Origin of the sequence: Gordonia sp. Swx-4, assembly GCF_030316175.1 — a bacterium.
Lineage (GTDB): Bacteria > Actinomycetota > Actinomycetes > Mycobacteriales > Mycobacteriaceae > Gordonia > Gordonia alkanivorans.
Genome location: NZ_CP128197.1, coordinates 3,284,504 through 3,296,043 on the forward strand (window position 1 = coordinate 3,284,504; position 11,540 = coordinate 3,296,043).

At 68.6% G+C, this 11,540-nt stretch carries 10 protein-coding genes; 4 read left to right on the top strand and 6 right to left on the bottom strand.

Annotated features, from left to right (window positions below; translation table 11 throughout):
• Positions 1 to 6 precede the first annotated feature (6 nt).
• Positions 7 to 759 (top strand): NUDIX hydrolase, encoded by a 753-nt coding sequence (locus PWF70_RS14985; RefSeq protein WP_006359642.1) that lies wholly within the window; start codon positions 7 to 9, stop codon positions 757 to 759.
• On the opposite strand, the gene PWF70_RS14990 is transcribed toward PWF70_RS14985, so the two are convergent.
• From PWF70_RS14990 to PWF70_RS15015, 6 genes are read right to left on the bottom strand one after another with little or no spacing between them, the layout of a single operon-like run.
• Positions 722 to 1,348 (bottom strand): DUF2567 domain-containing protein, encoded by a 627-nt coding sequence (locus tag PWF70_RS14990; protein WP_006359643.1) that lies wholly within the window; start codon positions 1,346 to 1,348, stop codon positions 722 to 724. The genes PWF70_RS14985 and PWF70_RS14990 overlap by 38 nt on opposite strands.
• Positions 1,345 to 1,584, bottom strand: coding sequence for a biotin synthase auxiliary protein BsaP (bsaP, locus tag PWF70_RS14995; protein ID WP_005198868.1), 240 nt, complete (start codon positions 1,582 to 1,584; stop codon positions 1,345 to 1,347). The genes PWF70_RS14990 and bsaP overlap by 4 nt, the downstream gene beginning before the upstream one ends.
• A 49-nt stretch (positions 1,585 to 1,633) precedes the next feature.
• Positions 1,634 to 2,671: a biotin synthase BioB gene (gene bioB / locus PWF70_RS15000; protein ID WP_035752615.1), complete on the bottom strand. Its 1,038-nt coding sequence runs from the start codon at positions 2,669 to 2,671 to the stop codon at positions 1,634 to 1,636.
• 48 nt (positions 2,672 to 2,719) lie between these two features.
• Positions 2,720 to 3,472, bottom strand: a complete 753-nt coding sequence (bioD, locus tag PWF70_RS15005) for a dethiobiotin synthase (protein WP_155225367.1) — start codon at positions 3,470 to 3,472, stop codon at positions 2,720 to 2,722.
• On the bottom strand, positions 3,469 to 4,653 hold the full coding sequence (locus tag PWF70_RS15010; RefSeq protein WP_006359646.1) for an 8-amino-7-oxononanoate synthase: 1,185 nt from the start codon (positions 4,651 to 4,653) through the stop codon (positions 3,469 to 3,471). The genes bioD and PWF70_RS15010 overlap by 4 nt, the downstream gene beginning before the upstream one ends.
• Positions 4,650 to 5,966 (bottom strand): adenosylmethionine--8-amino-7-oxononanoate transaminase, encoded by a 1,317-nt coding sequence (locus PWF70_RS15015; protein WP_006359647.1) that lies wholly within the window; start codon positions 5,964 to 5,966, stop codon positions 4,650 to 4,652. The genes PWF70_RS15010 and PWF70_RS15015 overlap by 4 nt, the downstream gene beginning before the upstream one ends.
• A 132-nt stretch (positions 5,967 to 6,098) precedes the next feature.
• Here PWF70_RS15015 and PWF70_RS15020 point away from each other — a divergent pair, with 132 nt between their 5' ends.
• The 3 genes from PWF70_RS15020 to glgX all read left to right on the top strand — a co-directional run bounded on the left by PWF70_RS15020 (position 6,099) and on the right by glgX (position 11,537).
• On the top strand, positions 6,099 to 6,656 hold the full coding sequence (locus tag PWF70_RS15020) for a TetR family transcriptional regulator (protein ID WP_006359648.1): 558 nt from the start codon (positions 6,099 to 6,101) through the stop codon (positions 6,654 to 6,656).
• Between the two features lie 142 nt (positions 6,657 to 6,798).
• Complete coding sequence (locus tag PWF70_RS15025) at positions 6,799 to 8,976, top strand: acyltransferase family protein (protein ID WP_006359649.1); 2,178 nt, start codon at positions 6,799 to 6,801, stop codon at positions 8,974 to 8,976.
• A gap of 119 nt (positions 8,977 to 9,095) precedes the next feature.
• Complete coding sequence (gene glgX, locus PWF70_RS15030) at positions 9,096 to 11,537, top strand: glycogen debranching protein GlgX (protein ID WP_280088820.1); 2,442 nt, start codon at positions 9,096 to 9,098, stop codon at positions 11,535 to 11,537.
• Positions 11,538 to 11,540 lie beyond the last annotated feature (3 nt).

An 11,540-nucleotide genomic window follows, 5' to 3' on the forward strand; every position in this document is an offset into this window, starting at 1 on the left:
GACGCCATGCCAGCCGCCGGGTCCGATCCCTCCAGTTCCGACGGCTCACAAGCGTCGGACAACGCGACCGGTCTACGGGTCGAGGTCCTCAGCGTCGTCTTCCAGGTCCGCACCCCGCCTTCCGCGGACGGCTGCGACGTCCACGCCGCGCTCTGCGTCCTGCTCTCCCGCACCGCCACCGAACCCGGCCGCTGGTCACTGCCGGGCGGCGATGTCGCCGGCGACGAGACGTTGTCGGTCGTCGCGCGACGCCTCGTCGCCGACACGATGGACGTCCGCGACATCGCTCACCTCGAGCAACTGTCGGTCTTCTCCGATCCGGCACGCGTTCCCGGAGTCCGCACGATCGCGTCGACCTACATGGGTCTCGTCCGCTCGGACAGCCCGGTGACCCTGCCCGAGGGGGCGGCCTGGTTCGCCGTCGACGCGTTGCCGCCGGTGGCCTTCGACCACGCCGAGATCATCGACACCGCCCGGCATCGACTGGCGGCCAAACTCTCCTACACCAACATCGCTTTCGCGCTGGCACCGAAGCAGTTCCCGATGTCGGAGCTGTCGGAGATCTATTGCGCCGCACTCGGTTACCCGGTGGATACGACCAACCTGCTGCGCATCCTGAGCCGACGCGCCGTGGTGGTGTCCACCGGTACCGTCGGCAAGACGGGCCGGTCCGGCGGGCGGCCGCCGGCGCTCTATGCCTTCGCCGACAACGAGTTACGCGTCACAGATGAGTTCGCGACGCTGCGTCCGCCGATGTGACCGCCGACCCGGGAGGATCGTCGGCGGGGTGCTCGTCGTCGAGATCCCCGACGCCGAGATCTGCTGTACGTGAGGACAAGACGCAGACCAGGTAGACGAGCGCACACGCGAACGGCGCGCAGATGAGCAGCGTCCAGGGCGCGCTGTGTCCGGCGCGTGTACCGCCGTCGAGCCAGAGTTCGGGCACCACGCGGTAGACCGACTCCAGCGGAGGTCCGGCGAGGTCATCGTCGAACCGGAAGCCCGCCAGCCACATTCCGACCTGCGCGCCGAGCGCGGAGCCGGCCACCGTGCCGGCGGCCGGCACCAGGAAACCGGTGACGCCTCGCCACGGCCGCGCCGCAGCCCACGCGACCAGTGCGGCGATGCCGCCGTAGGTGAACATGATCAGCGCGAAGGCACCGACACCGTCGAAATCGGTCGAGATGCCGTCGCGAGTCAGACCCTTCAGGACGACGCCGGTGGTCGGCGGCGTAACCAGCGCCCAGATCCCGCCGGCGACCCCGCCGAGCACGATCACCACCGCGGTCACGGTGAGCAGGGTCGTGACCGGCCGGGCGGGACGCCGTCCGGACACCGGACCGCTCACCGACGACCCAGTTCGGCCGAGTCGACCGTCCCGTGGCGGGAGCATCGTGCGCTCCAGCCGTCGGGACGGACCTGCACGACCATGCGACGTCCGCACTGTCCGCAGAAACGCGGCGGTTCAAGCCCCAGTCGCGCGGCCGGCGGGATGGCGTCGGGTGCCTGCAGTTCCAGTTCGAGGCCGGTGTACACGCCGAACCTGCACGGTTCGGCGAGCGGCCCCGGGACGGTGTCGATCATGAAAGAACACGCTACCGATCGTCTGGGAAGGTCGGGAGTGGCGGAGAGGTCAGATCGTGTCGTTGAGCGACTTGATCGGCATCGACAGATCGCTGAGGAGGTCGAGGTCGTCCTCCGCAGGCCGGCCGAGCGTCGTCAGGTAGTTGCCGACGATGACGGCATTGATGCCGCCGAGGATGCCCTGCTTGGCCCCGAGGTCGCCCAGGGTGATCTCGCGACCGCCAGCGAAGCGCAGGATGGTGCGCGGCAGGGCGAGGCGGAAGGCGGCCACCGACTTGAGCGCCTCGGACGCCGGGAGCACCTCGAGGTCACCGAAGGGCGTACCCGGGCGGGGGTTGAGAAAGTTCAGCGGCACCTCGTCGGGCTCGAGTGCGGCCAGGTCGGCGGCGAACTCGGCGCGCTGCTCGAGGCTCTCCCCCATGCCGAGGATGCCGCCGCAGCACACCTCCATGCCCGCTTCGCGCACCATGCGCAGCGTGTCCCAACGCTCCTCCCACGTATGCGTCGTGACGACGTTCGGGAAGTGACTGCGCGCGGTCTCCAGGTTGTGGTTGTAGCGGTGCACACCCATGTCGCGGAGCTGATCGACCTGCTCCTGGGTGAGCATCCCGAGGCTGCAGGCGATCTGGATGTCGACCTCGTTGCGGATCGCCTCGATGCCGGCGGCGACCTGGCTCAGCAGACGCTCGTCGGGGCCACGGACGGCGGCGACGATGCAGAACTCGGTCGCACCGGTCTTGGCGGTCTGCTTGGCGGCCTCCACCAGCGACGGGATGTCGATCCAGGCGCTGCGCACCGGCGAGGCGAAAAGTCCCGACTGCGAGCAGAAGTGACAGTCCTCCGGGCAGCCACCGGTCTTCAACGAGATGATGCCCTCGACCTCGACCTCCGGACCGCACCACTTCATGCGCACGTCGTGGGCGAGCTGAAGCAGCTCGGTCAGGCGATCGTCGTCCAGGCGCAGCACGGCCAGGACCTGCTCACGGTCGAGCGGTTCACCACGCTCGAGTACCTGTTCGCGGGCGATGGCGAGGATGTCGTCGGACGTCTGTGCGTCGTGGGCGGTGTCGACGGTTGCCTGTGTCACGGGGCTGAACTCCTTGTACTGGAATCGGTTCGGGCGGGCTGGATCGAGCTACGGGGTGTGGGCGAACGAGGCCGGACGACTGGTGAGTGATCCGGCCAGCCAGTGGGGGTCGAACCACGTCGGGGCGGTTCGACGGAACTCCGCGGGATCGAGGGAGGCAGCCCCGGCGGGCAGCACACCCACCACCGGGACACCGGTGATCCGCGGCAGGTCGGATCGGTTGCAGCGCATGGCGAGGTCGGGCTCCTCCGGCCACCAGCCGATCACGAGCCCCGCCGGCCGGAGTCCCCGTGCGCGCACCGCATTCACGGTCAGCTCGGCGTGGTTGAGGGCACCGAGGCCGGGAGCCACGACGATGACGACGCCGTCGCCTGTGTCGGGCACGAGGGTCTCGGCGGCGATGTCGAGGATCGTCGCGGACTCCCCCAGCCGCACCAGGACCCCACCTGCCCCTTCGACGAGGGTGAGGTCGTGGGTGGCCGCGAGGTCGTCGACCGCGCGCACGATCACCGACGGATCGGCGAGCGGCATACCCGCACGCCGCGCCGCGGTGTCCGGTGCGAGCGGCTCGGGGTAGCGATAGGACTCGACCGCACTCACGTCCCCCGCCAGGCGCACGACTTCGGCGAGGTCGCCGGGTTCGGTTGGGGCGATGCCGGTTTGGACGGGTTTGCAGATGGCGACGGTGTCCATGCGTCCCGCAGCGGCGAGGGCGGCGGTGACGACCGTCTTGCCGACGTCGGTCGAGGTACCGGTGACGGCAAGGACGCGACCTCGGGCCGGAGATGGCTGTGCGTTCATCGGGCACCCACCTCACGTAGCGCGGCGTCGACGACCTCGGCGACGTGGTCGAGAGTCGCGGCGTCGAGGTCGGCGCGGACGGTGATCCGCAGGCGGGATGTGCCCGGCGGGACCGACGGCGGGCGGAAGCACCCGACTAGGACTCCGCGATCACGGCAGGCCGCGGCCGCGTCGACGGCTCGCTGCGGATCGCCGACGATGATCGAGATGACGGCGGCGGCAGGCTCGTCGACGCCGCAAGCGCGCGCCAGGTGGCGAGCGTTGTCCCGCAACCGGTCCGGCAGCGCGGGGTAGGCCCGCAGTACTCGTAGTGCGGCACGAGCCGCGCCGACCGCCGCCGGATTCAGTCCGGTGTCGAAGATGAACGGGCGCGCGCAGTCGATCAGGTGCGACCGGAGGATCTCCGGTCCGAGGACCACCCCACCCTGCGCCCCGAAGGACTTGGACAAGACCGTGGTGACCACCAGATCCGGCGCACCGGAAAGTCCCTGTTCGGCAACGAGCCCGCGTCCACCGGGACCGCGAACGCCGACGGCGTGGGCCTCATCGACGAGCAGCACCGCACCGTGCGCGCGGGCCGCGGCGTACAGGTCGGCGACCGGGGCCGGCTCACCGTCGATGCTGTACACCGAGTCGGTGACCACGAGAGCACGTTCCTCGGTGCGCGCGGCAAGCGCGGCCCGTACTGCCTCGTGATCGCCGCGGTCGACGACCACCACGCGTGCCCGAGACAGGCGGCACCCGTCGATCAGCGACGCATGCGACCCGGTGTCACTGACAATCAAATCGCCGCGTCCGGCGAGTGCGGTCACCGCACCGACGTTGGCGAGATAGCCAGACGAAAAGGTTAGTGCTGCAGGAAAACCAAGGAAATCGGCCAGTTCGTTCTCGAGGTCGACATGGGCCGCGGTGGTGCCGACGACGAGCCTCGACGCCGTCGACCCGCCACCCCACTGCGCGGCCGCGGCCTGCGCACCGGCGATGACGTCGGGGTGCGTCGACAGTCCGAGGTAGTCGTTCGAGCCGAGATTGACGGCGTCGGCACCGGCTCGTCGGACATGCGGCTCGCGATGCAGGCCGGCCTCGGCACGATCACGTGCGGCACGGGCGAGCCAGGCGAGTCCGACCTCACCCGAGGTGACATCCTGGCCGGCCACCGGCTGTCCCGAGGTGATCGTCATGATCGCGCCCCCACGAGTTCGGAAGATGCAGAGGATGTTTCGCCGAGCGTGGCACGCACGGCTGCGGAGATTCCGCGGACGATCGTCGCGACGTCCTCGGGCGTGCAGATGAACGGCGGCATCGTGTAGACGAGGTTGCGGAAGGGCCGCAGCCACGCGCCGGCGTCGATCGCGGCCGCGGTGGCCGCCGGCATGTCGACGGGACGGTCGAGTTCGACGACGCCGATCGCACCGTGTACGCGGACGTCGACAATGCCGTCGAGGTCCCGCAACGGCGCCAGCCCCTCGGCGAGGCCCGCACCGATCTCCGCCACGCGCTCGGCCCAGGGCGTCTCCAGCAGCAGCTCGATCGCGGCGACGGCCACCGCGCAGGCGAGCGGGTTGGCCATGAACGTCGGGCCGTGGGCGAGTCCGCCGGCCTCCCCCGCGCTGATGACCTCGGCGAGATGGGACGTGCAGAGTGTCGCCGCGAGCGTCATGTATCCGCCGGTGAGCGCCTTGCCGACACACATGATGTCGGGGGCGACCCGCGCGGCGTCGGCGGCGAAGAGGGTTCCGGTCCGGCCGAAGCCGGTGGCGATCTCGTCGAAGATCAGCAGGACGCCGTGACGGTCGCAGATGTCGCGCAGGGCGGACAGATATGCAGGGTCGTGGAAGCGCATACCGCCGGCGCCCTGGACGACCGGTTCGACGATGACGGCGGCGAGCTCGTCGCGGTGCTCGCGGACCGCGTCCTCCAGGGTGGCCACGTACTCCGGTCGGAAGTCGGCCGGAGGTGCGTCGACGAAGACCTGCCGTGCGAGCACCGCCGACCACATCGCGTGCATGCCGCCGTCGGGGTCGCAGACGCTCATCGGGGTGAAGGTGTCCCCGTGGTAGCCACCGCGCCAGGTCAGCAGACGGGTGCGCTGCGTCTCCCCGCGGCTCCGCCAGTACTGCAATGCCATCTTCGCCGCGACCTCGACCGAGACCGATCCCGAATCGCAGAAGAACACCTTCTGCAACGGTTCGGGGGTGAGTTCGACGAGGAGTTGCGCGAGCCGCGCGGCGGGTTCGTGGGTGAGGCCACCGAACATGACATGCGACATGCGCCCCATCTGGACGGCGGCCGCGGCGTCGAGGCGCGGGTGCCGGTAACCGTGGATCGCGGCCCACCACGAACTCATGCCGTCGACCACCGATCGTCCGTCGGCCAGCTCCAGGTGAACCCCCGACGCCGACGCGACCACCAGGGGTTCGGTCGTTGCGGGCAGTGCCCCGTAGGGATGCCAGATGTGCTCGGCGTCGACGCGGCTGACCTCGGCCTGGTCCACGACGCACTCCTCCTGCTCTCCCCGGATCGCCTGGACACCGTCCAGGATTCCTGAACACCGTACAGGGAGAGCCTGGACGGTGTACAGGTGGCTCGCGTCGGGCGGCCCGATCGGGGTCACTACGCTGACCGCGTGAGCAACAGCCGCACCGACGTCCTCCGCGCCGCCCGCGACATCCTGCGCGAGCACAGCCTGGCCGACCTGTCGATGCGCCGGCTCGCCACGGAGCTCGGGGTTCGCCCCAACGCCCTGTACTGGCATTTCCCCAACAAACAGACCCTGCTGGCCGCTCTGGCCGACGACATCCTGGGCGCGGTGACGATCCCCGCCGCCGATCTGCGGTGGGACGAGCGGCTGCGGCTGCTCGCCACCGGGATGCGCGCGGCCCTGCTGGAGGTGCCCGACAGCGCCGAGGTCGTGTCGTCGAGCTGGGCCAGCGGCCTGTCCACCAAGGCCATCGCCGCAGACATCGTCGCGGCCGGACATTCCGGCGGGCTCTCGCTGCGTGACGCGGAGGCCGCCGGCGTCGCGATCTGTCAGCTCGTCATCGGCCTGACCATCGAGGAACAGACCCGCGCACAGATGGAACGCCTCGGCGTCATCGAACCGTCGGGCCGCGACTTCACCGGCGAGTTCGTCGACGGACTGACGATCATCCTCGACGGGGCCCGCACCCGAGCGCGTCGCTGACATTCCTGCGCCCCGTGACCAACTCCACCGGGTGTCGCGACCGTCACGACTCAGGAATTCACAGCTTCTGCGGGTACATTGCTACCCGGCCGAAACCGTTCCCGACCCGAAAGACTTCTCTGTGGCATCGACGACTCGAGTAGTGGCGCCGGAGTCGGCCCCCTCGACGCCGACGACCCCTGCCTACCGCACCGACCTCGACGGACTGCGCGGCATCGCGATCACCCTCGTGGCCTGTTTCCACGTGTGGTTCGGGAAGGTCTCCGGCGGCGTCGACGTCTTCCTCACCCTGTCGGGATACTTCTTCCTCGGTTCGCTCCTCCGGCATGCGATCTACGCGCAGAAGCCGAACGTCACCTTCCGCGACACCCTCGATCCGTGGCCGCGACTGAAGCGACTACTGAAGCGACTGCTGCCCGCACTGATCACCGTGCTCCTCGCGGTCACGGTGCTCACCGTCGTGGTCCTGCCGCAGACCCGCTGGGCCAACATCGGCAACGAGGTCGTGGCCAGCGCCCTCTACTACCAGAACTGGTACCTGGCTCTGAACTCCCAGGACTACCTGGCCGCGAGTTCGGCCAACAGTCCCCTGCAGCACATCTGGTCGATGTCGATGCAGGGACAGTTCTTCCTGCTGACCCTGCTCGTCGCCCTGGCGTTCGCCGGCGTCCTCAAGCTGCTCGCACACTTCGCGCGCCCGTTCGCCGACCCGCGGGTCATCAGATTCCTGGTCGGCGCCGCGGTCTTCGTGGTCGCGCTGGGATCGTTCTGGTGGGCACATCGCGGCATGGCCATCAACCAGCCGTACAACTACTACTCCACGCTCTCGCGGCTGTGGGAGCCGCTGGCCGGTGGGCTGCTGGCGATCTGGCTGCCGAGCCTCCGCGTCCCCAACTGGCTGCGCAACGTCGCCACCGTCGCGGCCCTCGCGCTGATCGTCAGCTGCGGGTTCTGGATCGACGGCGTCGCCGAGTACCCGGGCCCGATGGCACTCGTTCCGGTCGGGGCGACGCTGATCATCATCTGGGCGGGCGCGACCGCATTGCAGAAGGCGCCGCGCGGTTCGCATGCCGCCCCGGACGGGATGCCGGCCGCCAACCGCATGCTGGCGAGTACCTGGCCGGTGTGGCTGGGCACCATCGCCTACTCGCTGTACCTGTGGCACTGGCCCCTGCTGATCTTCTACCTCACCTGGCGGGACAAGAACCACGCGAACTTCCTCGAGGGAGTCGGCATCCTCGGGGTGTCGATCGGTCTCGCCTGGCTCACCAAGCGCTACATCGAGGACCCGCTCCGCGGCGGTGACCGGGCGGCCCTCCCCCGGGGCAACCGCGCGGGACGGTCGCGGTGGCTGTCCTACACGTCGGTGGTGACGGCGATCCTGCTGCTCGGCAGCGTGGTGGCCGGCGTCGCCATCAAGGTGTGGGAGAACCACGTCGACAACATCGTCGTCGACACCAAGAACCTCGACCCGCGGTCGTACCCGGGTGCGCGTGCCCTGCTCGACGGGTGGCCGGTCCCCGCCCTCGATCCCCAACCGTCGGCGCTGGAAGTCATCCAGGACTACCCGGAGACCTCCACCGACGGATACATGAGCGACTTCACCGACAACGAGATCCATGTCGGTGTGTACGGCGACCCGAACGCCACCCGCACGATCGCACTGGCCGGCGGCTCGCACGCGGAGATGTGGATCTCCGCGCTCGACACCCTCGGCAAGCGCAACGGGTTCAAGGTCAAGACCTACCTGAAGATGGGTTGTCCGCTGTCGACCAACGAGGTCCCCAAACAGCGCGGCGTCCCCTACCCCGAGTGTTACGACTGGGGCCAGCGTGTCATCGAACAGGTCATCGCCGACAAACCCGACGCGGTGTTCACCAACTCGACGCGACCGCGCGACTACCAACCCGGCGACTGGGTGCCGCCGGACTACACCCCGATCTTCGATCGCTTCCTCGGTGCCGGCGTCCCGGTGTTCGGCATGCGGGACACGCCGTGGCCGAAGAACGGCAAGGGCACCATCGACACGCCCATCTGCCTCGCCGACGGCGGCGACGCGGAGAGCTGCGGTTCGCGACGTGCCGCCGTCCTCGCACCCGAGGACCCGGCGCTCGAGCTCGCCGCCACCCGCCCCGACTTCCACCCGCTGGACATGTCGAACGGCATCTGCACCGACGACTTCTGCCCGGCGATCATCGGCAACATCACCGTCTACAAGGACCCCCATCACCTCTCGGCCACGTTTGTCCGGAGTCTCACCGACGAGCTCGGCCGGCAGATGGAGGCCCAACTGCCCTGGACCGGCCCGCAGGTGCCGTGACCTGCGTCTTTCACATTCCTTCCGGTGTCGCGTATAAGCCGCCGGGCGGACCGGCCGCTCCGGGCGGACGTTTCGCTCTCCGAGATGACCACCTGACACAACACGACTAGGGTCAACCCATGACGTCGTCTCCGAAGGTGGGCAGTACCGCTTCGCCAACCGCGGGTGAACAACCGGATCCGGGTACGAGCGACACCCCGCCGCTCCCCATGCCGGACGACCCGGTCCAGGCCGACGCACTCGTCGAACCCGAACCCGCACCGATCCCGGTGTGGCCGGGCACCCCGTACCCGCTCGGGGCGACCTACGACGGTGCGGGAACCAACTTCTCGCTGTTCTCCGAGGTCGCCGAAGCCGTCGAGCTGTGCCTCATCGACCGGGACGGCAAGGAACGTCGCATCCGTCTCGAAGAGGTCGACGGCTACTGCTGGCACTGCTACCTGCCGAACGTGGTGCCGGGACAGTTCTACGGCTTCCGCGTGCACGGCCCCTACGACCCCTCCCGCGGACTGCGATGCGACCCGAGCAAGCTGCTTCTCGACCCGTACGGCAAGGCTTTCCACGGCGACTTCGACGGTGACGCCTCACTGTTCTCCTACCCCCTGCCGACGCCCGACGACGCGGAGGGCCCGCCCGAGGACCCCACCGAGGAACCTGTGGCGGACGCCGACGCTTCGGAGGTCGACGCGGCCGAGGACGAGGCCGCACCCGAGGCCACCGACGGCGAGGTCGCCGAGGCCACCGACGATGCGGAAACAGTTGAACTCGAACCTCTTCCGGAGAACCCGCCCGCTCCCGAGTACCCGATGCCCGGGCTCGACTCGCTCGGACACACGATGGTCTCGGTGGTCATCAACCCGTATTTCGACTGGCAGAACGACCGCTCGCCCAATCGCCCCTACCACCAGACGGTCATCTACGAGGCCCACGTCAAGGGCATGACCGCCACCCATCCCGGCGTGCCCGAGAACCTACGCGGCACCTACGCGGGCCTCTGCCATCCGGTGATCATCGATCACCTGAAGTCGCTGGGTGTCACCGCGATCGAACTGATGCCGGTCCACCAGTTCATGCAGGATTTCACCCTCCGCGACCAGGGGTTGCGAAACTACTGGGGATACAACACCTTCGGATTCCTCGCGCCGCACATCGAGTACTCGTCGACCCCGGATCAACCCGCCAGCGCGGTCACCGAGTTCAAGGCGATGGTCCGCGAATTCCACAACGCGGGCATCGAGGTCATCCTCGACGTGGTCTACAACCACACCGCCGAGGGCAACCACCTGGGTCCGACGGTCTGCTTCCGCGGCATCGACAACGCGGCCTACTACCGCCTCGTCGACGGCGAGCCCGAGATGTACATGGACTACACGGGTACCGGCAACAGCCTCAACGGCCGGCATCCGCACACGCTGCAGCTGATCATGGACTCGCTGCGCTACTGGATCCTGGAGATGCACGTCGACGGATTCCGCTTCGACCTCGCCTCCACGCTGGCCCGCGAACTCCACGACGTCGACCGCCTCTCGGCGTTCTTCGATCTGGTGCAACAGGATCCGGTCGTGAGCCAGGTCAAGCTGATCGCCGAGCCGTGGGACATCGGCGAGGGCGGTTATCAGGTCGGCAACTTCCCGCCGTTGTGGACCGAGTGGAACGGGAAGTACCGCGACACGGTGCGCGACTACTGGCGCGGCGAGCCGTCGACGCTGGGCGAGTTCGCCTCCCGGCTCACCGGGTCGTCGGACCTCTACGCGGCGACCGGCCGGCGGCCACTCGCGAGCATCAACTTCGTCATCGCCCACGACGGCTTCACGCTGCGCGACCTGGTGTCGTACAACGAGAAACACAACATGGCCAACGGTGAGGACAACCGCGACGGCGAGAGCCACAACCGATCCTGGAACTGTGGCGTCGAGGGCCCGACGGACGATCCCGAGATCAACGCCCTGCGTGCCCGGCAACAGCGCAACATCCTGGCGACGCTCTTCCTGTCGCAGGGCACGCCGATGCTGGCCCACGGTGACGAGATCGGCCGCACCCAGCAGGGCAACAACAACGTGTACTGCCAGGACTCCGAATTGTCCTGGGTGGACTGGTCTCTCGCCGAGGAGAACGCCGATCTGCTGGAGTTCACCCGCAAGGCCATCGCGCTGCGGACCGCGCATCCGGTGTTCCGCCGTCGACGCTTCTTCGGCGGCAAGCCGATCCGGTGGGGCGATCAGTCCCTCGACATCGCGTGGCTCACACCCGCCGGTGTGGAGATGACGTCCGCGGACTGGGACAGCGGCTTCGGCAAGAGTCTCGCGGTGTTCCTGAACGGAAAGGGGCTCGGCGAGAAGGACGAACGGGGTGAATGGGTCGTCGACGACTCGTTCTTCATCTGCTTCAACGCCCACTACGAACCCATCGACTTCCATCTACCGCCGGAACAATACGGCCTCGAGTGGGTCGGTGAACTCGACACCACCCATCCGACCGGCGACTCGGATCTGACCGCCGCCTGCCGAGATTCGGTGACGGTCGGCGGCCGGTCCGTGCTCGTCCTGCGGAAGACGTCCTGACCT

What these genes read in the sequence shown, in the direction of transcription:
- PWF70_RS15010 (WP_006359646.1), bottom strand. Translation starts at nt 4,653, where the DNA reads ATGACGATCACCTCGGGACAGCCGGTGGCCGGCCAGGATGTCACCTCG.
- bioD (WP_155225367.1), bottom strand. Translation starts at nt 3,472, where the DNA reads ATGAACGCACAGCCATCTCCGGCCCGAGGTCGCGTCCTTGCCGTCACC.
- glgX (WP_280088820.1), top strand. Translation starts at nt 9,096, where the DNA reads ATGACGTCGTCTCCGAAGGTGGGCAGTACCGCTTCGCCAACCGCGGGT.
- PWF70_RS14985 (WP_006359642.1), top strand. Translation starts at nt 7, where the DNA reads ATGCCAGCCGCCGGGTCCGATCCCTCCAGTTCCGACGGCTCACAAGCG.
- bsaP (WP_005198868.1), bottom strand. Translation starts at nt 1,584, where the DNA reads ATGATCGACACCGTCCCGGGGCCGCTCGCCGAACCGTGCAGGTTCGGC.